This is a genomic window from Lactiplantibacillus sp. 3062 (assembly GCF_055413545.1).
This window is the reverse complement of the sequence record NZ_JBVAYE010000002.1, coordinates 550,887-574,809: the sequence shown is the minus strand read 5'-3', so window position 1 is coordinate 574,809 and position 23,923 is coordinate 550,887. Positions and strand designations below refer to the sequence as shown.

Annotated in this window: 20 protein-coding genes; 15 read left to right on the top strand and 5 right to left on the bottom strand. The window is 45.6% G+C overall.

From position 1 onward, the window contains the following. Positions 1 to 65: 65 nt before the first annotated feature. The 3 genes from ACWQAU_RS05720 to ACWQAU_RS05710 all read left to right on the top strand — a co-directional run bounded on the left by ACWQAU_RS05720 (position 66) and on the right by ACWQAU_RS05710 (position 6,090). A complete protein-coding gene (locus ACWQAU_RS05720; protein ID WP_022638029.1) occupies positions 66 to 2,060 on the top strand; it encodes an ABC transporter ATP-binding protein/permease in 1,995 nt (664 codons plus the stop codon). Between the two features lie 683 nt (positions 2,061 to 2,743). After that, positions 2,744 to 3,400 carry a hypothetical protein gene (locus ACWQAU_RS05715; RefSeq protein ID WP_003643125.1) on the top strand — a complete coding sequence of 219 codons (657 nt, stop codon included), beginning with the start codon at positions 2,744 to 2,746 and terminating at the stop codon, positions 3,398 to 3,400. A 134-nt stretch (positions 3,401 to 3,534) separates the two neighbouring features. Beyond that, positions 3,535 to 6,090 carry a PRD domain-containing protein gene (locus tag ACWQAU_RS05710; protein ID WP_013355459.1) on the top strand — a complete coding sequence of 852 codons (2,556 nt, stop codon included), beginning with the start codon at positions 3,535 to 3,537 and terminating at the stop codon, positions 6,088 to 6,090. Between the two features lie 212 nt (positions 6,091 to 6,302). Here the strand turns inward: ACWQAU_RS05710 and ACWQAU_RS05705 are convergent, their stop codons facing one another. After that, the gene (locus ACWQAU_RS05705) at positions 6,303 to 6,773 is read right to left on the bottom strand and encodes a DUF3284 domain-containing protein (protein ID WP_013355460.1); all 471 of its coding nucleotides are present in this window, start codon (positions 6,771 to 6,773) and stop codon (positions 6,303 to 6,305) included. Positions 6,774 to 7,056: 283 nt separating this feature from the next. Here ACWQAU_RS05705 and ACWQAU_RS05700 point away from each other — a divergent pair, with 283 nt between their 5' ends. From ACWQAU_RS05700 to ACWQAU_RS05685, 4 genes are read left to right on the top strand one after another with little or no spacing between them, the layout of a single operon-like run. Next, positions 7,057 to 7,395 (top strand): PTS lactose/cellobiose transporter subunit IIA, encoded by a 339-nt coding sequence (locus ACWQAU_RS05700; protein WP_003643122.1) that lies wholly within the window; start codon positions 7,057 to 7,059, stop codon positions 7,393 to 7,395. Next, positions 7,392 to 7,691 carry a PTS sugar transporter subunit IIB gene (locus ACWQAU_RS05695; protein WP_003643121.1) on the top strand — a complete coding sequence of 100 codons (300 nt, stop codon included), beginning with the start codon at positions 7,392 to 7,394 and terminating at the stop codon, positions 7,689 to 7,691. The genes ACWQAU_RS05700 and ACWQAU_RS05695 overlap by 4 nt, the downstream gene beginning before the upstream one ends. A 33-nt stretch (positions 7,692 to 7,724) precedes the next feature. After that, positions 7,725 to 9,080, top strand: coding sequence for a PTS sugar transporter subunit IIC (locus ACWQAU_RS05690; protein WP_013355461.1), 1,356 nt, complete (start codon positions 7,725 to 7,727; stop codon positions 9,078 to 9,080). A gap of 2 nt (positions 9,081 to 9,082) precedes the next feature. Further along, the gene (locus ACWQAU_RS05685) at positions 9,083 to 10,555 is read left to right on the top strand and encodes a glycoside hydrolase family 1 protein (protein ID WP_013355462.1); all 1,473 of its coding nucleotides are present in this window, start codon (positions 9,083 to 9,085) and stop codon (positions 10,553 to 10,555) included. Here ACWQAU_RS05685 and ACWQAU_RS05680 read toward each other — a convergent pair. The 4 genes from ACWQAU_RS05680 to ACWQAU_RS05665 all read right to left on the bottom strand — a co-directional run bounded on the left by ACWQAU_RS05680 (position 10,547) and on the right by ACWQAU_RS05665 (position 14,430). Further along, complete coding sequence (locus ACWQAU_RS05680) at positions 10,547 to 11,752, bottom strand: MFS transporter (protein WP_226661945.1); 1,206 nt, start codon at positions 11,750 to 11,752, stop codon at positions 10,547 to 10,549. The genes ACWQAU_RS05685 and ACWQAU_RS05680 overlap by 9 nt on opposite strands. Continuing rightward, entirely contained in the window at positions 11,752 to 12,363 is a 612-nt protein-coding gene (locus ACWQAU_RS05675; protein ID WP_011101393.1) for a L,D-transpeptidase, read from the bottom strand. The genes ACWQAU_RS05680 and ACWQAU_RS05675 overlap by 1 nt, the downstream gene beginning before the upstream one ends. A gap of 270 nt (positions 12,364 to 12,633) precedes the next feature. Then, a complete protein-coding gene (gene dltC, locus ACWQAU_RS05670) occupies positions 12,634 to 12,876 on the bottom strand; it encodes a D-alanine--poly(phosphoribitol) ligase subunit DltC (RefSeq protein ID WP_003644263.1) in 243 nt (80 codons plus the stop codon). 102 nt (positions 12,877 to 12,978) lie between these two features. Further along, on the bottom strand, positions 12,979 to 14,430 hold the full coding sequence (locus ACWQAU_RS05665) for an aminotransferase-like domain-containing protein (protein WP_003644264.1): 1,452 nt from the start codon (positions 14,428 to 14,430) through the stop codon (positions 12,979 to 12,981). A gap of 233 nt (positions 14,431 to 14,663) precedes the next feature. Here ACWQAU_RS05665 and ACWQAU_RS05660 point away from each other — a divergent pair, with 233 nt between their 5' ends. The 8 genes from ACWQAU_RS05660 to ACWQAU_RS05625 all read left to right on the top strand — a co-directional run bounded on the left by ACWQAU_RS05660 (position 14,664) and on the right by ACWQAU_RS05625 (position 23,913). Beyond that, entirely contained in the window at positions 14,664 to 15,272 is a 609-nt protein-coding gene (locus ACWQAU_RS05660; protein WP_022638026.1) for a LysE/ArgO family amino acid transporter, read from the top strand. Between the two features lie 65 nt (positions 15,273 to 15,337). Beyond that, positions 15,338 to 16,459 (top strand): aminotransferase, encoded by a 1,122-nt coding sequence (locus ACWQAU_RS05655; protein ID WP_013355465.1) that lies wholly within the window; start codon positions 15,338 to 15,340, stop codon positions 16,457 to 16,459. 177 nt (positions 16,460 to 16,636) lie between these two features. After that, a complete protein-coding gene (gene argR / locus ACWQAU_RS05650) occupies positions 16,637 to 17,098 on the top strand; it encodes an arginine repressor (protein WP_003644266.1) in 462 nt (153 codons plus the stop codon). Positions 17,099 to 17,175: 77 nt separating this feature from the next. Further along, a complete protein-coding gene (locus ACWQAU_RS05645; protein ID WP_003643109.1) occupies positions 17,176 to 17,298 on the top strand; it encodes a hypothetical protein in 123 nt (40 codons plus the stop codon). Between the two features lie 293 nt (positions 17,299 to 17,591). Then, positions 17,592 to 19,721: a transglycosylase domain-containing protein gene (locus ACWQAU_RS05640; RefSeq protein WP_003643108.1), complete on the top strand. Its 2,130-nt coding sequence runs from the start codon at positions 17,592 to 17,594 to the stop codon at positions 19,719 to 19,721. Positions 19,722 to 19,811: 90 nt separating this feature from the next. Then, complete coding sequence (locus ACWQAU_RS05635; protein WP_003643106.1) at positions 19,812 to 20,156, top strand: YlbF/YmcA family competence regulator; 345 nt, start codon at positions 19,812 to 19,814, stop codon at positions 20,154 to 20,156. Between the two features lie 69 nt (positions 20,157 to 20,225). Continuing rightward, complete coding sequence (locus ACWQAU_RS05630) at positions 20,226 to 21,446, top strand: metallophosphoesterase family protein (RefSeq protein WP_003645226.1); 1,221 nt, start codon at positions 20,226 to 20,228, stop codon at positions 21,444 to 21,446. Next, positions 21,433 to 23,913 carry an ATP-binding protein gene (locus ACWQAU_RS05625; RefSeq protein WP_013355466.1) on the top strand — a complete coding sequence of 827 codons (2,481 nt, stop codon included), beginning with the start codon at positions 21,433 to 21,435 and terminating at the stop codon, positions 23,911 to 23,913. The genes ACWQAU_RS05630 and ACWQAU_RS05625 overlap by 14 nt, the downstream gene beginning before the upstream one ends. Positions 23,914 to 23,923 lie beyond the last annotated feature (10 nt).

Sequence of the window (23,923 nt, the reverse complement as noted above, 5' to 3'; positions counted from 1 at the left end):
CCTGTTTAGTCGTCCGGGGTGGTATTCTGAAAACTAATTCAAAATGCCATATTGGGGGCTTGGTGATGAGCTACTTAGAACTAACAAATATTTGTAAGAACTATCAGGTTGGCAAACAAACATTCAACGTCTTGAAGGACATTAACTTGCAGTTTGAACTCGGTGAGTTTGTGGCGATTGTCGGTGAATCAGGTGGTGGTAAGACAACCTTGATGAATATTATTGGAGGACTAGACCATGATTTCACGGGAACCGTCAGTATCGCTGGACACCCACTTGATTATCATCATGAGCGCCAGCTGGATCAGTACCGGCGTGAAGTCATTGGCTATATCTCACAGACCTACAATCTAATCGGTCATTTGACCGTGCTTGAGAATGTCATGCTAGCCTTAGATATGACTAAATTAAGCCATGGTGACCGATTGCGGCGGGCACACGAGCTCCTAGCAAACGTTGGCTTGACGGCACAAATAAAAAAATACCCGCAACAATTATCAGGTGGTCAAAAACAACGGGTGGCAATCGCTCGAGCATTAGCCGGTGATCCTAAAATTTTGATTGCGGATGAGCCGACTGGTGCGCTGGATGCAGACAATACCGCCGATGTCATGGCCATGCTTCAAAAAATCGCACGGGAAGGGCGCTTGGTGATTTGTGTGACCCATTCACAGCGCGTGGCGGGTGCGGCGACCCGGATTGCCGAGTTGGTGAATGGACGAATTAAGTCACAACCAGTGACCACCCAAAATGTCGGCACCACGCAAACAGTTGCGTCACTACCTGCGCGGCCACTTTCGTATTGGGTATCAGTCATGATGGCCTTCAAGCATATGTGGCATACGTGGATCTGGAATACGCTAATTGTCGTTGGCACAGCGATTGGATTATTCGCCGTCATGCTTTTCAATGGTCTGGGGACCGGCATAAAAGGGTATATTAACCACGAAATGAATGCGTTGGTGGACCCACAATCAATTATGGTCATGCACCAAGCGGATAACGCGAAGGATCGTGATGAACAGGCTGCGGCCGTCTATGATCCAGCTGTAGCCGGCGGTATCGCAGCCCGGATGCCGGTGTTCACCGACTCACAACTCACAGCGTTGCGTGACCTTAAGCACGTGACCAACGTGGAACCCGGGATTTCAGCTACAAACGCAACGATTGCGATTGGACAACAAAAGTATGCCGCACCTGAACTGACGACCTGGACGAGTAGTGATCCGACCCGGCAGTTGAAAGCAGGCCACGTGGCGGGTGACAATCAAATCGTATTAGATAAGTCTTCAATTGCGCAGAAATGGTCGGCAACGCGTTGGCGTCAGTTAGTGGGTCGGGCTGTGACTGTGAGTTATCAAACCTTCAATCAAAAAGGGCAACCCGTGACCGTGGCGCGTGTGTTGACGGTTGCCGGAATAGTAGATAGTACCTCTGAGGTCGGTTTGAATGCAGTTAACTACACCACGATGCAGTCGATGCGTTCAGCAGCACGTGTCTCAACACAACCAACGTTTGTGAGCGTTAGAATTAAGAGTCGGGTGCAAAATCAGGTCGTGGTCAATGAAATTAACCACTTATCAATTAATGGCAAGCATCCATTTGCCGCGACTAGTATTGCGGCCACTTTGGATTCGTTCAATACTTACGTTAATATTGCCACTAAAGTGTTGGCGGCGATTGCGGGGATTTCATTAATCGTTTCCGCATTAATGATTATTGTAACGATGTTCATGTCGGTCAGTGCTCGGATGCGAGAAATTGGTATTCTGCGGTCGCTGGGGGAGCGCCGGCGTGATATTCGCCGGCTATTTACTAGTGAAGCGCTGATGTTAGGCATTATCAGTGCCACGTTAGCGACTGGGCTGTCCTATTTAGCTGAACGAGGGCTCAATCATGGTCTGGCTAAGCTAACTGGCGGGTATGCGCTAGTTCAGATTCAGCTCAGCAACGTAATTGCAATTTTTATAATCGCAATTGTTATCGCTTGGCTTGCGGCTATTTTACCAGCAAGGCGGGCTGCGCGGGCTAATCCGATCAAAGCCTTGGCCGCTGAATAACAAGTGATTGGATAATTGTCGTGATGGAAAAGTTATGTTAACCAGTCAACTTGTTTGAAGGAGTGGTTAAAAACTGTGCGAGATGTCGCAAAATAGTCGTTTTATTCAGGGGTGGGGATCATTAATTCATTAGGGCTGGTATTAACGACAGCAGCCAGTTCTAATATTGGCTCGCCCAGGGTACGTAGAAACTTCTGATTGAGAAAAGTAAATTAGCTCGGCTAGGTTCTGCATTACTAGTCGAGCTAATTTTGATTAATATCTTCTGGTCGTAGGTAACTGGGGATGGTTATTTGGCAGTTAGCGTGTACTTGAGACGTCGATGATGGTTCTTTACAAACCGGGTGCTAGTTAGTTAATTGACATAACTAAACATTATTAGTAAAAACTAATTTTTGAGAAGATAAGTAGCAATGGTGAAATTCAATTGTATCCGTTTAAATTGATTACCATACATGTTGGCGCTTACTTTTTATGGCCAAAACCGTGTCTTGTCAACCCTATGCAGAATTAATCCATCGCCCACTTGACTTATTCAACGAGTGAATTAATTCGCCAACAAACTTATCAGTGACTTCTCATAAAAAGCCCAAAGTCCCCCCTGTTATACATGCAAAACACTAGTAATTCAGCGACTGTCCGGGTATGCTGTTGGTGTAAATTAAGCTAAGGAGGGTTTTGTTTTGAGGAAACAACCACAGACACTAGTCATTGGTGGAACGCAGGTTGCTAGTGGCAAGAGCTTGTTGACACTGGCGTTAGCGAACGTATTGACTAATTGGAAAATGACGGTCACCATCGTTAGTTGCAATTATCAAACCGTTACGTGGCGGACCATTCAAAAGCATCACTGCCATGAGTGGCAGTCAGATATTCGAACGGCTAACGAGCTCAACAACTTTTGGATAGCGTTGCAGGGTGTCCAGACGGATTATTTATTGATAGATCTTGATTCTACGGGTCCGAAACACGATAACTATACTTGGTTACTCAACGAGTGCTGGTTGCCATTAGCGCAACAAATTATTTTAACCTATTCGACTGAAACGGATGTCAACACGTTGTTGTATCAAGATTTAGGGGCCTTACAGTTTAGCATGGAATACACACTGACCAATCCTAAAATCTACACCGTGTTGAATCGTTATCCAGCACCAGTAGCTGTTAGGTCAGCGATGACGGCCAGTGACTTACTCCCATTCCATCGTCAATTTCAAACTCGGCACGCAGAATTTGCTGCAATGAATTTAGAGCCATTGGGTATGTTGACTGACGCCCGCCAGCACCCAGAAAAAGTTTTGGCGGATGCCACGCAAATTTTAACCAAACTTGTGGCGTAATTATGGCTAATTATTGATCAAAACGACACGCGCTGTGATGAGCAACGGGTGCTTTTTTTGCGGATGCCAATCACAGCGAAATATGTACAAATCTGGTATAAATGTAGTGATGTGAATTTTGTGGGGGAAATCTAATGGAAACGACACGAGAGCTTATTTATGATAAGGTACGCAAATTGGTTTTAACGGATACGCGGTATCACGATGGTGTGACAGCAATGGTCATTGCTACACAATTGAAAATGCAACGCACAAATGTTAGCGCGGCTTTGAATGCCTTAGTGCGCGAACAAAAATTGGTCAAGACTAAGACGCGGCCAGTTCAATTTTTATTAGCTGCGTCCCATCTCCAAGAGCCATTTACGGGACTAATTGGTCGTTTAAATAGCTTGCAACATGCAATCAAACTAGCAAAAGCGGCTGTTTTGTATCCGAGTGGTCCTTTGAATATTCACATTGTGGCAAACGGTGGGGCGGGCAGTACCACGTTTGTACACGAAATTCAGAATTTTGTTGAGCAACGGGGTATATTAACGGCAGCTAGCAGCCCCATCATTGTTAAGTGTCGTGATTATGCAGACGATATTCACCAACTTGATAGTCAATTATTTGGTGAGCATGGCCAGCTAGCGCACAGTCTTTGGGCACACTCCGAGGGCGGTATTGTTGTGATCGACCATTACGACTATTTAGATGGCCCGCAACGCGCACAATTGACGAGTGTCATGGAAGCCGTGGCGTCCCATAAGCAACCACCGTTAATCATTTTAGTGAGCGGGATTGATCAGGAAATTCTTAGGACGCAGCAATTGATAATGAAAATTGAATTACCTGATTTTAAGCAACGACCGTGGTCAGAAAGATGGGCGTTGATTCGTCGTTTTTTGACGATTGAAGCTCAACAATCCAAGCGGACGATTCGATTGGAACTAGCCGTTGCCCAGGCGCTCATGCTGGCAAATTATGATCAGAATTTGAAAACGATGAAAGCGACCATCACGATGGCCTGTGCGCAGGCTTATGTCCGATTTATGGCTGATGCTGACCGTGAAGTTCGCGTGTACCTTGCGGATCTATCGCCCGCCGTTCAACAAGCGTTAGCGCACGAACGGGACTATCAACAAGAATTGGCGGCCGTGTTGGCAGCAGCTGATTTATCGTTTGCGGCCAAGTCGTCTTCGGGTTTGAGCTCAGATTCATTGCAAGCGAGTCGGCAACAAGTTGAGCCGGGAACAAATCCTCGCAGTGTCCAAGTGCCAAGGTCAGTTGAACAATCACCGTCAGTGATAAAACCGAGTATCGTCCAACAGCGTGCGTCCAATACGCAAAATTTAGCACAAATCGTTGCGCCACTAATTATTAAGATTGTCAAAGACTGGCAACCAGATTGTGAACGGTTATTGGCACGGCCGTTGACCGAGAGTGTGTTTAATGGATTATGTTTACACATTAATGGGATGTATCGCCAAATGCCAACGACCAAACCTGCATCAGCGACAATGATCACGCAATTACAGTCACAACATGTGGCCGAATATGAGGCTGCTGTTAAATTAGCACAGGTCTTAGCGACAAAATTAGATTTGACCATTTCACCGGCTGAAGTTGCTTTATTAGCAACGTTTTTAGTTGCACAATCACCAGTGACGCGTCATCACCCGGTTGTGCTTTACGTCATGCAAGGAATGGGGACTGCCCAGGCCCTGATGCGAACAACGAACACGCTCAGCGCTGTTAGCAATACTTATGCTTATGATGTTGACTTATCAGCCGATAGCACGATGGTGATGAAGGCACTGAAGCATAAAATCAGCGAGATTGATTGCGGTGCAGGTGTGCTAGTCATTTATGATATGGGGGCAATCAAATGGATGTTGACGACCATTCAAGGCGAACTCGCGACCAAAATTCGGATGATTCAAGTCCCAGTGACTTTAGTCGGAGTCGATGCTGCTCGAAAGAGTGCGCGCGTAATGGACGTGGACGATGTTTATCATCTAGTGCAAGTCGATCTAAACCAACTGAACGCCGAAAAGACAACAAAAGATGAATTGATTATTACGCTGTGTCATACGGGTGAGGGGGGTGCTGCGCAATTAAAAGATTATATTGACCAATATTCACGGTTACAGATGCGCGTCAAAGCGTTGGCAATTGGGCATCGTGATGAGTTGGTGGCAACCGTACTTAGACTACAACAGGTTTATCAGATTCATGCATTTGTCGGCACCTTTGATCCTCAATTATTCGGCATTCCGTTTATTTCGATGGCAGCAATTTTTGAACATTCACATCAACAGTTAGATCAAGTGCTGATGTTTCGGCCGGAAGCTGGTCGCTGGGATACTTATAATCAGATCTATCAGTATTTTAAGACGCAGTTCGAATACGCAGAAGTTGCTAAGTTGCAGCGTGTGTTACCACCACTCATGGATGATTTGACAACCTTATACCAACTAACTGAGGATCAACAAATTGGCCTGTTTGTTCACTTGGGTAGCATGATTGACCGTATTTTGGCTGGCAAGATTGTGACGACAACGGCGCAAACGCGGAAATTAGTGACCCAGTATTCGCAAGATTATCAGCAATTACGACGGTGTCTACGGCCGGTCGAGCAGACATTTAAACTGATTGTGAATGATGAGATGATTGGGACGTTACTGGTCATCTTAAAGCAATTACACTAATCTTAAGTGCCACGGATAATCGTTTGAGATTGATATCAGGAAGGTGTCAGCTTTGATTTTGATGGGGAGATGATGGTTGGTTCTAGCATTGACGGAGCAGTTTTTAAATGAGACTTAAATAAGTCGCTTCAAGCGGTGGCGATTGCTTGAAGCGACTATTTAGATGGTCAGCGATTCGTATGAATTTAAAGGCCTAACCGTTGACAAAGTATCTATGGTTGGCTCGGTTTGCAAGTTGTCGTTCGGTGAGCAATGATTTGTTGTTCGAGTTGCAATAACTTGTCAGACATCCGTCCGAGTAGCAGTGCTTGACTAAAATTTCTGAGTAGCCAATGGTGTTGTTGTGGCCGATAACTGTCAACATCTTCTAGAAATGTCACGGTTGTTTTGGTGCCTTCAGCAATGGTCGAATAGGTCACGGTTACGGTATCCAGTGGTGAAATAGCTGTCATTTGGTACTTAATCCCACGCTGATAATCGTCAATCGTAATTTTAATCTGAGCGGCCGTTTTGGCGGTCATTTTTGTATATGTCAGTCCTTTCTTGATTGACGTTGCTGTGAGTATTTCACCAGTAGCGGCTTGAATCTCTATGAGTAGTTGTTTTTCTAACCAGTCATAAAATTCCGTGTTCGTGACGGCAAGTGTGCGAATGATTTTCATGATTCGATTATAGCGAGACATTTTAGACAGTTCAAGGCTGAAAAAAACGTGTTGAAATGAGTAAGCTATACACCCGATGAATCAGCTATACACAATACATAAATTGGTCATTAAACCTATACACTAATAGTGATGAAGTTGGATATTTAGTCTAATTCAGCTATTATGACGCCACGTGTGTGTTGATACTGCTAATTCATGGACCTTAAATCTATACACAAGCATATGTAAGCGCTTTTGTGGTTAATGACAAAACTTGTTACGATATGTTTGTCGACAAATACAGAAAGTAGGTAACCGGATAATGACATTAGCCAATAATACTGAAACTCAAGATATTGCAATGACACTTATCGCGTATTCTGGTGAAGGTCGTACGCTGGCTTTTAATGCGTTAGATGCGATGCATCGCGATGCTTTCTCCGAATCTAAGATGTTATTGAAGCAATCTAGTGAAGCACTGGGGAAAGCACATGATGTTCAAACCCAACTACTGGTGGCTGAGGCGAATGGTCAACAGGTTTCCATTGATATTTTACTAATTCATGCTCAAGATCATTTTATGACGAGTCTGTTAGCTAACGAGTTAATCGCTGAGATGTTAAAGATGTCTCAAAAATTTGAAAGGATGGTCGATTTATGAAGGCAATCAACGTGTTATTAGTTTGTGCGGGCGGTATGTCAACCAGCATTTTAATGAAAAAGTTACAGCAGTATCGTGACGAACAAGGTGTTGCAGGGCAAATCCAGGCAGTAGGCTTGTCCGCGTATGAAGATGTCTATCAGGACTATGACGTTATTTTAATGGGGCCGCAAGTGGCTTATCGGCAGGGTGAAGTTGAGGCGGCAACTGGGTTGCCCGTCGCTGCTATTCCACCATTGGACTATGCGGTGGGTGACAGTGCCCATATTTTCAAACTGGCCGAGAACTTGGTGTGATGACGAGGGATTAGTATTCGGGGGTGAAGGACGATGGAACGCTTTTTTAATAGTAAACTGATGGTCGGCTTACAACGCGCCGGCCAGGGACTTGGCAATAATAAGTTTATTACCGCATTACAGGCAGCTATGATGTCTTTGATGGGTATTCTAATGGTTGGCGCGATCTTTCAAATCACGATGTCAGTACTTGGACCGACGATTTTTGGCGTGTTATCAGCAAAGAGTATTCTGTTAGCCTACTTGAAGATTCCATTCCAATTCTCAATGAATTCTTTATCAATTTGGGTTGTTTTATTCTTGGGATTCCATTACGCCAAGAATTTAAAAATGACGGCCCCAATCATGAATGCGATTGACGCATTATTTGGTTTTTGGATTGTGGCCGGTGGGTTGATTGTCAGTAAGACTGGAACAGTTAGCATTGATACAACCTATTTAGGTGCTCAGGGAATGTTTATTGGCTTCGTCGTAGTTTGGATTTCCGTCCGCGTTGAGAAATTATGTACAGACAAGAATATTCGAATCAACATGCCAGATGCAGTCCCCCAATTTCTCCAAGACGGTTTTGCATCCATTGTGCCATTATTGTTTAACGCCGTGATTTTCTTGGGCGCATCGTTATTAGTCACGGTTGGAACAGCCGGTAAGTATAATATTTGTTCGGGTTTTATGGAATTACTGGCAATTCCACTGAGTGCACTGACTTCAACCATAGGTATTTTTTTCCTGTGTATCTTGGGTGCTTTATTATGGACCTTTGGCATTCATGGTACGATGATTTTAGTCCCAATTGTGATGCCGTTAGTGATTCAAGCGGTTTCTGAAAATGCCGCATTGCAGGCAGCTGGGAAGCCGGTGGTGTTTGCACCTGTGATGTTGTTCTCATTTATGACCGTAGCAGGTGGAACTGGGAATACCCTGCCGTTAGCGCTAATGGCGATGCGTTCTAAATCTAAACAGCTGAGTGCCGTTGGTAAGCTGTCAATTATCCCCGGCTGGTTCAAAATTAATGAACCCATGACTTTTGGTATTCCAATTATGTATAATCCGATTATGAGTATCCCGTTTGTCCTGAATATTCCGGTAGTTATGTTGTGTGCACTCGTACTATACAAGATTGGATTTTTAACACCGGGGTGGATTGTAATTACCGCGATTTTACCCATGGGTTTTGGAAGTTATCTCAGTACGCTCAGTTGGCGCAACGCATTGACTGACTATTTGATGCTGATTCCGTCAGCGCTTATCTGGTATCCCTTCTTTAAAGTTTATGAAAAGCAACTGATTGCCAAAGAGGCGGCAGTTGAAGCTGAAGAAAAGCGGGCGGCAGTTTCGAATCAAGGTAATGTGCCCATGCAACCTGTGAAGCCTGAGAAAGAGGTGTGAACATGCAATTTCCGGCTGATTTTTACTGGGGTGGGGCTACTGCAGCTAATCAATGCGAAGGTGCTTATGATGTTGATGGTCGGGGCCTGACTATGAAGGATATTACGACAATGGGAGGCCTTAATCAGCGACGGCAAGTCACTTATTTGCAAGCGGATGGTACTCCTGGAAAAGGGGATTCAATTCCTGCTGGAGCACACGGAGCGGTACTGCCAGATGACTATTATCCTAATCAGACTAGTATTGACTTCTATCATCGATATCAAGAAGATATTGCGCTGTTTGCAGAGATGGGTTTCAAAATGTATCGAATGTCGATTTCCTGGTCACGGATTTTCCCACGCGGCGATGAAAATGAACCTAATCAAGCAGGGTTGGATTTTTATCGCCGGGTGTTCGAAACTTTGAAAAAATATGAAATTGAACCATTGGTGACGATTTCACACTTCGATATGCCACTGTATCTGGAGGAAACGTATGGTGGCTGGAATGACCGTCGAATGATTGGTTTTTACCAGCATTATGCGGAAACGCTATTTACGGCGTATCGTGGGCTGGTAAAGCACTGGATTACCTTCAATGAAATTAATAATACAATCATGTTTCTGGCATTGCGTGCCAAAGCCGGTGATGCAGATTACCAACGCGCTTATCAACAATTACATTATCAATTTGTTGCTAGTGCTTTAGCCGTACAGCAAGCACATGCGATTGATGGCGAAAATAAAGTTGGTTGCATGATTTGCTGTATCACGTCTTATCCGTTAACCTGTGATCCGGCGGATGTCTTGCAGAATCGGTACGTCTGGGAACAAAACATCTATTACTGTGGTGATGTGCAGTGCCAGGGACAGTATCCAACCTATGCACGACGTTTATGGAATGAGCATCAAGTTGATTTAGACATTACGGACAGTGATTTAGAAGCCTTGAAAGCCGGTACGGTTGACTGGTATACCTTCTCGTATTACATGTCAACGGCAGTTACAACACATGAGGTCAGTGCAACTGTTGGCGGTAATTTTTCGATGGGCGCGCGTAACCCATATCTACAATACTCTGAATGGGAGTGGGCGGATGACCCGGCTGGTCTACAATATTATTTGGAGCTGATGAATGATCGATATCATTTACCACTAATGGTTGTTGAAAATGGATTGGGTGCCAAGGATTATTTGACAGTAGATGGTCAAATCCATGATGTATACCGGATTAGCTATCTACGTAAACATATTCAAGCAATGGCAACGGCAATTCACCATGGCGTCAAACTGATTGGTTATACCAGTTGGGGCTGTATTGATTTAGTTTCTGCAGGTACAGGGCAAATGTCTAAACGATACGGATTGATTTATGTGGATCGTCAAGACGATGGTAGTGGAACTCTGGCCCGAATCCCGAAGGACTCTTTCTACTGGTATCAGCGAGTGATTGCATCCAATGGTCAAGATCTGGGTCCCTCGGCCTCAAATTAAATGAGTGTTGCTCAGCAGTTTTCGTCGATATCGGATGAAGACTGCTTTTAGTTGTTCAATAAGATAATTAGCCGCGTCAAACAAAACAAGAGGATACCACCAACCAAGCAAGGGGAGGGTCCAAGAACCGAGCATTAAGATCAAACGGGGTGCTAGCAAACTACCAATAACGGTAGTGGTGTCGATGACGGTTAAGACCCCCGTCATTAGAATATTACGATTGTTTGTGGGGATTTGTTGGATAGTGGTGAAAAAACTAATGTTGGTCTGTCCGCGTAATGCACCAATTAAGAACATGGTAATCATAAGACTGGCAAAGGTCGGCCACATAAGTAGTAAGCACCCACCGGTGAAGGCCGTCAAAGTTAGCAGGGATTGCTTTGACCATCGTTTTAGCAATAGTGGTGCCAATAAGATACCTGTGGCGTTAGCTGTTAAGAACCAGCTAAGTGGCCAGTGACTATGCAACTTGCTGACGACGAGCCAAGGAACGGCTACTGCAATCGTCGCGTCGACCAGATAACCGAGAACGGCGTACAGTAACGACCATGTCGGCCATGATCGATGGCGGTCTAGCTTGACGGTGACAACCGAATCCGAGGAGAGATTGGAACGTGTTCGGAATTGCCAATCGAGGCCGGCTGAAACCAAGAACGCTATCCCCATTATTAAGATTAGGGTAGCCGGTGTTACCCATAGTAATGCCATCGTGACGAGCATTGTCGCGCTAACGATGGCCAACTGGCGAATCTGAGTTTGATAGCCGTTGACGATTTGAATATTTACGGGCGCAAAAAGGTCTGGCAAAATCGTTTTGTTACTGAGCTTATAAAAGACCCCAATTGATTTATTAAGAACGGCGACGATGACTAAGCAAGTGATTTGCCAACTAACCGTATTTAGTGCGTAATAGGCACCAATGAAGAGTATTCCCGTCAAAATATCCGTAATGAACATCATTTGTTTGGCTGAGTAGTATTTAAGTACCCGACCAGCTACTAGGTTCAGACCGATTGCCGGCAGCATTGTCATCGCCATGACGTTGCCGAGTAACTGGGGATCACCGGTCTTTTCAATCGTTAACCAGGTGACTAGGTAAGTAAAGCCATAGAAGCCAAAAAAGGTAATTAACATGCTGCTGAGATAGCAGAGTAGATTATGGCGGTCGTTAGGATGTGGCCTAAATTCTTTTTTCATTAACTGACAACCACCGGTGTATGGGTTGAAATGTTTTCATAGAGCCATTTGGCATCAGCAATCGTCAGGCGAATACAACCATGTGAATTGGCGACTTTACCAAGTTGCTGGGCTTCTTTAACGATGTATTGATCGTTAGCATCGACTGGGACTGAGTGAAATAGGTAAATCCCATGATCCTTGAATGAGACCCAGTAATTGGCGCCTTCACCCGATTGCGTGTTAAAAAAGTGTTGTCCTCGTTCGGCTTGGATTTCAAAGTGTCCTTTGGGGGTATCAGAGCCATGTTTGCCCGTAGAAGCAAGCATGGTATAAAGGGTCTGATCGTGGTTTTTTAAGTAGACTCGCTGTTTTTTGATTGAAACCTGAATGTTGATGTCATCGTATTTAGCCAGTTTGGGATACGGCCGTGACAGGGAGGGCTTGTGCCAGTCAACGGTCTCCGGGACTGGCGTGGTTACCTTAGTTGCTGAATGACTAACTTTAGTGATTGGCCGATTACTGGCAATGGCCTGGTGGTGCCGGGCAAATAGGTGTCCGAATCCGGTAAAAATAGTTAAGCTAATTGCGCCAATCGTGACCCAGATGAGCTGATGAACACTGATTTTCAAAATACCATCCCTTACAAAAATGATTTTAGTGATTTTAGTTTACTCAGTTAGCGAACGTTTGTTTATCAAAATTGTGTAAACTTTGCATATCATTTTCGTAAAATTTTCCAAAATAAGTTGTGATAGTCGTTATTACTGGTGCCACGGGTAATGTCGGAAATCGGCAAATTAAAGTTATTTGCAGGAAATCAGCTGTTAATTAGACAATTTTTCCAGCTAATTAAAAAATCGCCATTAAGCAGCGTGCTTAACGGCGATTTGAATTTTTATTTATTGTAAACTAGCGACCTTAGCTACGATTTTAGCAGGCGTTTCCCATTCAGAACGTTCAAATTCGGAAACGGGCACTTCAATACCAAGCTGATTTTGAAGTTCTAGTAACAGTTGTACGGAACCCATGGAATCTAAGATACCTTCATCAAATAAATTGGCATCCATATTGTTTGAAACATCTTCCCCAGTTAAATCTTGCAAGATCGATAGTACCGTTGCTTTAACATCATCCATGATCAAAATACGCCCCTTATCATTATTGTGAATTATTCAGTCTTCATTCTAGCATAGTTTTATCATCGATGATGGTTAATCAGGTGTATTAACGAAATCTTTACTTGATTAAACGTTAAAATTGGCGTGAATTAAATCAGTTAGAATTTTAATCCCCTGTTCAAAGCGGTCGCTGGATTCATAAGAAAAGCTCAGACGAATGTACTGATTCGGCTGGAAATCGTAGATACTACCAGGGTTGAAGAGAACGTTGTGCGCAGTGGCAAGGTCGAATAATTTGGGAATATTAATGTTGTCGGCTAAGCGGACCCACAGATAAAAGCCACCCGTGGGCGTCTGCCAAGTCGCAAAATCGTCCCAGTAATGATGCAGAATTTGTTCTGCCGCCGCGGCCTTCTTGACAAGTACGGACCGGAAATCAGCTTGATACGTTTCATATTCAGGATCAGCTAAGATTTCTGCCAGTACAAGTTGTGACAGTGAGCTAGCGCCGTAATCGGTTTGCATGCGCACGTCAGTCAAGCGATCGATGACCGGTTTGGCGGCCACCGTCCAGCCGATGCGTAATCCCGGTGCAAGGGACTTTGAGATGCTACCAAAATAAATAACGTTGCCAGTCTTATCGAGTGCCTTCAGTGGCTGTGGCGGCTGCTGATCGAACCAGACATCTTGATAAGCGGCGTCTTCTAAGATTGGTAAGCGGTGTTCTTGTGCGGTTTGTAAGACCTGTTGACGTCGCTCGGCACTCATGACGATTCCAGTCGGGTTATTGAATGTCGGAATCGTGTAAAGAATGGCATGGTGTCCCTGAATGGGGGCGTTCATCTGCCAGTACGCCAAGCCCTGACTGTCCATCGGGATGCCAGCGAGATGGGTGTGGGCCGATTGAAAGACGTGTAAAGATTTGACATAAGTAGGTGCTTCCGTGTAGATGGTGGCATCTTTGGGAAATAGTGACATTGAGACCAGTTGGAGCGCTTGTAATGATCCGGAAGTAATCAGAATGTTTTCCGGATGGGTATGAATCCCAACTTTTTCCAAGTGACGTGCAATTTGTTGTCGCAAAGCCAAAATGCCCGCAGGCTCGGTATAGTTCAAACTCGTTAACTGTTCGCCTAGATGTGCAAAGGCCCGTTGAAAAAGTGGACGGGGAAATTGTTCTGGTGCGGGTTCACCCGTACTTAAACGAATAACCGCATCGGTTTCAAATTGGTTGATTTTTTGGAGCGCGTGGGAATTGGGCTTGAATTGGCCTGCTTTAACATATTGCGACCAGTTGACGTGTTCCGCCAATAAGCTGGACCAATGGTTACCGGAAATAACCATCCCAGAGCCTGGATTGCTCGTAATTAAGCCGACTGCCATTAGTTCATCAAGTGCCGTAATTAGGGTGCTACGATTCACGCCGAATTGTTCGGCCAGTTTACGCTGCGCAGGAAGCTTAGCCCCAACGGCCCAATTGCCTTTAGCGATTTGTTCTTGAAAATAGTTAGTAATTTGTTGGTAAATTGGTGTGCTGACCTGTTTATTTGGTTGCCAGTTGATCGTTAAAATTGCCATGGCAAACGCCTCCTGAGTGCCCATGCGGGCGAATTAAGCTGTCATTCTACTAGCCAGAAGTTTGATGATTGATTCAGGTGGTTGGGTGAAAATTGTTAAATTGGTTGGCTACAAATGAAATTATCTCTATTATAATCATCTCTGAATTAAAAGCTAGTCGGATATGACCAATTGATTAAACGATAATTGGTTGGTAAAAGAATCGAATTGGCTGGTCTTAAGGAGGTCAAAACATGCAAGTGTTTTTACAAGGATTATTATTTGGAATTGTTTACATTGCACCAATCGGGATGCAAAACTTATTTGTGGTTTCGACAGCTATTGAACAACCATTGCAACGGGCATTGCGGGTGGCTTTAATTGTAATTGCGTTCGATACGTCGCTCTCCCTGGCTTGCTTTTATGGGGTGGGCCGATTGTTGCAGACCACTCCCTGGCTCGAATTAGGGGTGTTGTTGATTGGGAGTTTATTGGTCTTTTACATTGGCTGGAATCTGTTGCGGCAAAAGGCCACGGCAATGGGGACCCTCGACGCGGACTTTTCATATAAAGCAGCGATTCTGACCGCTTTTTCGGTAGCATGGCTGAATCCGCAAGCACTGATTGATGGTTCCGTGTTGTTGGTGGCGTTTCGGGTGTCAATCCCGGCGGCACTGACCCATTTCTTTATGTTGGGGGTCATCCTAGCATCCATTATTTGGTTCATCGGTCTGACCAGCTTGATCAGTAAGTTTAAACATCTCATGCAACCACGAGTCCTACTCTGGATCAATCGAATCTGTGGTGGCATCATTATTCTATACGGCGTGAAGTTGCTAGCAACCTTCATCACGAAAATATAGTTGCGGTTACCTCTGACAATCGGTATGCTAGTCGTATTGGACTTTTTATGAGAGGGACGATACGCATGAAGATTGCTGGTTTCGGAGTGGAGGCCTGGTTAAACGCACATGAGCGTGAAGCAACCACCGATATTAGTCAAAGCTCAATCGCAGCCTTAACGATGGCAGAAATTGCGGCTTTAGACGACCAACAAGCACCACAGGATTTTTACGAAGAACTAGGGGCGGCCCGGCTGGATTATGGCTGGATCGAGGGCTCACCACGATTTAAAGAACTCGTTAGTCAGTTATACGAGCAAGTGCCAGCAGCCAATGTTCTCCAAACAAATGGGGCGACCGGGGCTAATCATTTAGCAATCTATAGTTTGGTGGAACCCGGCGATCACGTGATTGCACTGTACCCGAGTTATCAGCAGCTGTATGATATTCCCAAGTCATTGGGCGCTACGGTTGATTATTGGCATATTCATGAGTCAGCGGGCTGGTTGCCGGATATTATGGAACTGCAACGCTTGATCCGGCCGGAAACAAAGATGATTTTACTCAATAATGCCATCAATCCGACTGGGAGTTTACTAGATCGAACACTGTTAGAACAGGTCGTCACATTAGCTCGCTCAGTTGGAGCGTACGTTTTGGCCGATGAGGTCTACGAGCCACTGGATGAAACCCCGTTCGTCTCAATTGCCGATTTATACGAGCGTGGAATTGCGGTCAACAGTTTATCCAAGACCTATTCAGCGCCTGGTATCCGGATCGGGTGGACGGCGACACCTAGTCAAGCCATTGCTGATATTTTTCGGAAGTATCGTGATTATACGATGATCTGCGGGGGCGTTTTGAATGACCAACTGGCCGTTAGAATTTTAGCGCACCGCCAACGCGTTCTGGCGCGAAATCGGGAGCTAGTCAGTCGCAACCTCAAAATTCTGACAGAGTGGGTCGCACAGGAACCGCGGGTCGAATTGATTACGCCACATGGCATTTCAGTGTCGTGTATTAAACTAATAGTACCGATCGATGATGAGACGTTCTGTCAACAATTACTGCGGGATACCGGTGTTTTATTAGTGCCTGGTTCACGTTTCGATATTCCGGGGCACGCCCGTTTAGGTTACTGTACGGATACGCCGACGTTACAACGGGGTCTGGATTTATTAGGGCAATATTTACGCCGCTTTGATTAGTTACTAGTGGACTGGTAACCGTGGTTGACTCATTACTTTTAAATAATTATACAAATTTGTTTAAGCACATTTTCCTAATAGTGGCGGAAAATGTGCTTTTTGAAGTTCTGTGCGTAGTTTGCCAAGTGAATATTTGCTATAATGTATTCATTACAAGATTTGGGGAGGTTTCGCGACATGAAAAAGTCAGAGCGCCAAGCAGTTATCGAACAATTAATTAGTGAATATCCGATCGCTACCCAGGAAGAATTGATGGCTAAGCTTAAAGCAGAGGGCATTGCTGCGACGCAAGCGACGATTTCGCGCGATATCCGAGAGATGCAGATCGTTAAGACGCCGGATGAGCACGGTCAGACGCGGTACGCGATTTTTAAAACAACTAACAAAAATGAACAGGACCGGCTATTTGAAACGCTACACGATGTGGTGACGAGCATTGACCGTGTTGAATTCATGAATATTATTCATACGTTACCGAGTAATGGGAATCTATTGGCGGCGATCATTGATGATTTGAACTTGCCAGAAGTGAGTGGGACCTTGGCTGGTCACGACACGATCTTTGTCGTGAGTCCGAATACGACGGTGGCAAAGCAGCTATACGAATCCTTTGCTAGTCACATTAGTAATGAAGACTGACTGTGGTGAGCAGTCTAATTGGTTGCACTAGGCCGTCGTTCACGGTATGATTATTGTCATTAAAAGAGGTGTGAGATATGAAATATACGAAGAAACGGGCGCCTCGAAAGAATCAAAAACAACGCGATGCGACCTTCGATAAATTTAAACAACAACAAAATGAGCTCAACGCTAACCGCCGGGGTGTCCGGCGCAAGTAATGGCTGAGCTAGCTTTCAAGTATGTCATATGGACGGCTCGGAAGCTTTTTTTGTTTATGGCCGTTTTATCGTAGTGACCTTTAATCTGGTTACAACACGTGGCCTAAATCAGTGATTTCGGCAACAACTGGCAAACATCGGGTTATCTACAAAATGAGTTGCGTTTGATTGTTGAAGATTTTTTCAAGGTTGTGGTCAATTACTGAGCATCGGAAAATTTATGATACAATTGTAAAAGCTAACAAGTAACGCGGACGTTGTGACAGGTGCGTCGGCTGAACAAGGGGAAGATTATGCAAAAAAATGGTTTTTGGGCCACGATCAAAGACGGCTTACGAGTCATTGGCAATTGGTTAGCACCCTATTGGCAGCGATTCGCTGCCGTCGTCGGCTACCAATGGCACCGGCGACAAATCACACGGTGGCTAATTGTACTCGTCTTGACCGTCATCTTAATTGGGAGTGCCTATTTAACTTATGAAGCCAAGACGGCTAAAGTTGGTAATTTACAGGCGGAGCTAGAAAAGACAACTGAAATCTATGATAAGGACAATAAAAAGGCCGGTTCACTCTATTCACAAAAGGGAACCTATGTCCATTTGAGTAGTATTTCAAAAAACTTACAGAACGCGGTAATTTCGACTGAAGACCGTAATTTCTATAAAGAACATGGTTTCTCAGTCAAAGGAATCGGGCGGGCATTTGTCCTGCTCGTTATCAATAAGATACTTGGCCGTGACTACATTAGTGGTGGTGGGAGTACGTTGACGCAACAATTGGTCAAAAACGCCTACCTAACACAACAACAGACCTTCTCACGTAAGTTTCGGGAAATCTTTTTGGCGATTGAAACTGAAAATGTCTATTCTAAGGGCCAAATTTTAGCGATGTATTTGAATAACGCTTATTTCGGCCACGGTGTCTGGGGAGCTGAGGATGCGTCTGAACGATATTTTGGCGTACACGCGTCAGAGTTGTCTGTTGACCAGGCGGCGACCTTGGCCGGAATGCTGAGCTCGCCCAGTGGTTATGATCCAATCAATCATCCGAAAGCGTCTACGGCTCGTCGAAACGTCGTCTTGAATAACATGGTCGCTAATAATAAGCTTTCCAAAAGTGAGTATAAGCTTTATTCGCAAAAGGCGATGACGCTGACGAATAACTACCATTATGAAAGTGGTTATAATTATCCATATTATTTCGATGCGGTGATTGATGAAGCAATTAATAAGTACGGGCTAACGGAATCTGACATTATGAATCGGGGCTATAAGATTTATACGTCGCTTGATCAAGATGATCAGACACAGATGCAAGATTCTTTTAAGGATAGTACGTTGTTCCCGGCCAACGCGGACGATGGTACGAAGGTCCAAGGGGCCTCAATTGCGGTTGATCCGTCGACGGGTGGTGTGTTAGCCGTAGTCGGTGGTCGGGGCAAACACGTCTTCCGGGGCTTTAACCGTGCGACTCAGATTAAGCGGCAGCCGGGTTCGACGATCAAACCGTTGGCAGTGTATACACCAGCACTACAAAATGGTTATACGTATGATTCGAACCTTTCTAATAAGAAGCAAACTTTTGGGGCCAATAAATATGCGCCCAAAAACTATGATAATGTTTATAGTAAATCGGTCCCAATGTATACCGCGTTATCGCAAAGTATGAATATTCCGGCGGTTTGGTTATTGAATAAAATTGGTGTGAATAAAGGGTATCAATCGGTGAAAAAGTTTGGCTTACCAGTTACCAAGTCGGATGATAACCTGGCACTTGCCTTAGGTGGTTTGACGACGGGGGTATCACCCGCTCAAATGACCAGTGCCTATACAGCGTTTGCGAATGGTGGTAAGAAAACGACGGCCCACTTTATTACGAAAATTGTCGATGCTAGTGGCAATGTCGTTGTCGATAATACGAAGACTAAGACGAAGAAAATTATGTCCGCCAGCGTTGCTAAAGAAATGACCAGTATGATGCTTGGCACGTACAATAGTGGGACCGGGGCTGCGGCCAAGCCGTATGGATACTCGGTTGCTGGTAAGACTGGGAGTACGCAGGCTGATTACAGTACGGGTTCGGGAACGAAGGATCAGTGGATGATTGCTTATACCCCGGACATTGTGGTCACGACCTGGATCGGATTTGATACGACGAACAGTACTCATTATTTGAAGAGTTTATCTGAAAATCAACTTTCCTCGTTATTCAAGAATGAATTACAAAATATTTTGCCGAATACGAATAATACTAGTTTTGGTACGAAGGATGCTGCGACGCTGGCAACCGAATCTAATAGTAGTGATTCGGATAGTTCTGATAGTGGATCATCCGTATGGGAAAACGTTGAGAAGGGCGCTAATGCAGTTAAGAACAAGGCTAAAGACTGGTTCTCCAAAGCCAAAAGTTTCCTTGGCAACTAGTAAAGCTAGCTTCTGAACGTACTAATGCTATTCAAGTTCCGTTAAAAATGCTAAAATAATGACGACACATACTTCGAGGAGGAACTCACGATGGCCGTAAATATTTACGATACTGCGAACCAATTGGAACAAGAATTACGTCAGACTAAAGAATTCAAGGAATTAAAGGTCGCTTATGACACGATGAAGACCAATGACAGTGCCTTTTCACTGTTTAAGGACTTTCAAGAAGTTCAGATGCAATTGTCACAAAAGCAGATGAATGGGGAAGAATTGACGGATGACGAAGTTCAAAAGGCCCATGATTTAGCTGATAAGGTTGGCAACGTTGACGAAATTAAGTCCTTAATGGGTAAAGAACGTAACTTGAACCAATTGATGAATGATTTAAATCAAATTATCACTAAACCAGTTCAAGAATTATACCAGAACTAAGTAAATTAAGGATCGAGGGGCAATGACGGAATCTGTTCCGTGATTGCCCCTTTTTTAGTGGGGGTTATCATGAAATTTCTACACGCGGCAGATTTACATTTAGATACACCGTTTCAAGGACTGAGTGGCTTAACACCAGCTTTGCAGGAACGGTTAGTGACGGCACCACTGAGGGCACTCAGCCGACTAGTCGATTTGGCGGTGGCTGAGCAAGTCGATTTCGTCCTGCTCGTTGGTGACTTGTTTGACCAACAGGGCCAAAGTGTTCAGGCCCAGGCGGCACTGATGACGGCGCTAGCGCGGTTGAATACGGCTTCGATTCCGGTGCTGCTATCGTTCGGTAACCATGATTTTCAAGCGGATTTAAGTCGCTGGCACTTTCCGGCCAATGTGCACGTGTTTGGCCCGCAGGTAACAACGGCTACCTTAACGACTGTGGCACAAGAACGGGTCGCGATTAGTGGGTTTAGCTATGCGCAGCGGTGGGTGACGACGGACCCAGTTGATGATTATCCTGTTAAAGCCACGGGCGTTGATTATCAGATTGGTACCTTGCACGGTCAGATTGGTGTGGCGGGTGACCACTACGCCCCGTTCAACGTTAGTGAATTATTAACGAAACATTATGATTATTGGGCACTTGGTCATATTCATCAGCGGCAAACGCTCAATTCGCAACCACCAATCGTATATGCCGGCAACACGCAGGGGCGCCATCGCGGTGAAACTGGGGCGAAGGGGTGCCTCATTGTGAATAGCCAGGCCGATCAGACCTTGCAACCAGTATTTCACGCCTTGACTGATATTGAATGGGCGGATTGGACGCCAACGCTCACTAGTCCAGAACCCATGTCCCGTTCACATATCGTCCATCAGTTAGCTGATCAATTATCATTGAAGATGGTTACCGGCTTAAAATTAGTAACGATTACGTTACCAGCTAGTCTTCAACTGAGTGCGATGGCGGAATTAGCCTTAAATCAGGGGGCCATTCTAGCCCAGTTGCAGGAACAGGCAAATGAACATTGGTGGCCGGTTGCGATTGAGCAAGCAACGACGGATACGATGACCCCCTTGTTTGGTATTAACGCGACGACCTGGCAACAAGTTGGTGAGCAGGTCGTGACCGATCAAGCAGTCGCTGAACTTGCAGGCAAACTCTTGGATGAAGACTTTCTGAACACCGCGTTGCTGGAAGATATGTCACCCACTGCTTGGCAACAACAAGTGGTGCGACTCTTAAATGATCAGTACCATTTAACGACGGGGGTGAATGATGATGCAGATTAAGCGTCTTGAAATTGCGGGCTTTGGCAAATTTCAACAGCAGCAGTTCGAGTTTGGTGATGGGCTTCAAGTGATTTACGGCCTCAATGAAAGTGGTAAATCAACAATGCGGGCCTTTATTCTCGGCATGTTATTTGGTTTTCCCTCCCGCCGTCACCCACTTGAACGCCATGAACCACAAGGTACGAATCAGTACGGTGGTTCGATAGAGCTAGTGGTTGACGAGACGACATACCGGTTGACCCGGTTAGGTGATCAACCCGCTACCTTGGTGAACGTGCAGACGCAGGCCGCTCAACCGCTGGCCTTACTTGACAAGTGGTTAGCGCCTTATGATCGTGACCAGTATTTGCGATTGTTTACGTTTAACCAGGCTGAATTGACGGTGCTCAAAACTATGCACGCCAGCGATTTGAACGTGCAATTACAACAAGTCGGATTGGTGGGCAGTGCACCATGGCGAGAAACGGCGACTACGTTACGGACAGATGCGGAGGCGTTATATAAGCCCCGCGGCCGCAAACCCAGGTTGAATCAAGCATTGCAGCACTATCGCATGTTGACAGAACAGGTCAAGGCGGCCAAGCAACGGTACCCAGAATACGAAACATTACAAAATCGATTGCTGGATTTGCAGGCACAACGGACAAGTACCCAACGTGATTTAACCAAGTTGGATCATGAACAGCAACAGCTCGCCAATTTACGAAATCAGTGGCCGGTCTATCAACAATTGCAGCAACTGCAAGCCACTAATATGACGACGACACTAACTACGGCGACTAGGACACGCTATCAACAATTAAGCCAACAGCGAACGGAATTGCAACACGCCTTGGCGAGTGCACGTCAGCAATTAAGTCAGCAACCAGTTGATACACAATCTCAAGGACTAGTTGGCTTCTACGTCCAACATCAAGACCAGTTTGACCAATTAGAAGCTCAGTTACCAACCCTGCAACAAACCTTAGGCCAATACCAAACGTTGACCCAGCAGGGAAGTGCTGCCAAGGCTGATTTTCAAGCGCAAAGTAATGCACATCCTGAGCTGTTAGGTTGCCTCTCTCCGCACAAACAGGCCGCAATCGAGACCTTGAAGGCGACGTTGGCAGCGACGGCGAACACGCGTCGCCAACATCCGGCCCCGAATAGTCCATCGCTTGATTGGCGCTTGATTGGTGGTGCAATCGGGATTGTCGCGGGATTATTGCTACCATTAGGCGGCTTTAAATGGATCTTGATGTTAGCAGGTGTGGCCCTACTTGGTTGGTTTGGGATGACCCGTAGTCAGGGTAAACCGGTGCAAGCAACCGACCACTTATCAGACCAATTAGTGGCTGCTGGTCTGGCACCGAATCTGACTGCCAGTGAAGCCTTACAGCAATTGGAACTAGTCGCGGCACTGCAACGCGCACAAGCTGCGGTCACGACTGCTGATCAAGCATTAGCAACACAGGCTGCCAAACTCTGGCAATTGATTCAGCCTTATCAATTTGCGGCAGGATGGATTCCTGTTGATCAGGATCATTTAACGACAAGTGTTACTCGAATTGCCCAATTCTATGATCAAGTCCATCAAGTGATGCAACAGCAGACCATGTCCGGCCCCGACTTTGCCTTTGTCCAGCGGCAAGTCCAGCAGTTGACGCAGCAGGTCCGTAATCTGACCGAGCAGCTACAGGCGTTAGCAACGACCAACGGTTTAGCGGATGTAGACGCGTTGACGCAAGCGGTTAGTGATGCCGAAAAGCAAACGGCCAACGCCACGAGTCGTCAACAATTACAGCAACAACTCAGTTCTGCTGAGCTATCGGCGTTAAAGCAGTATACGTCGCTTGAAGCGTTGCAAGCGGTACTGGCTGAAAGACGGCAACAACGTACCCAAACGGCGCAGCAACTGACACAGTTAGCTACGGACATTGCCACGGCGCAAGCACAACTCCAAGAGTTGACGGCGGATGGCCAGTACGCTACGCTACGTCAGCAACAGGCGGATCTACAAACGGAAATCACAGTCATGGCACGTCAATGGCTAACGCGGCAGTTGGGTGCGAACTGGATCGATACGGCGCTGCAGGCATTGACACAACAGCAATTACCAACTGTTTTGGCCGCAGCAACCACGATTTTCGCGCAATTAACGGCACAGCGGTATAATAAGATTGACTTAGACGGTGATGAAATGGTTGTGAAGACGGCAACAACGCAGTTCATGGTCGCGGAACTTTCAACGGCGACTAAGGAACAGTTGTACTTGGCTTTACGGCTAGCGTTGATCAATCATTTGGGCCAAGCAGCTCAGCTACCACTAATGATTGATGATGGCTTGGTGAATTTTGATGAGCAACGTAAGCAAGCTGCTTGGCAAGTCTTAGCAGCAGTTGCTCAGCATCATCAAGTGCTCTACTTTACGAATGAGACAGCGGCACTGACCCAACTGAAGACAGCGACTGTACAGCAGTTAACCTAGGGGGGATAAC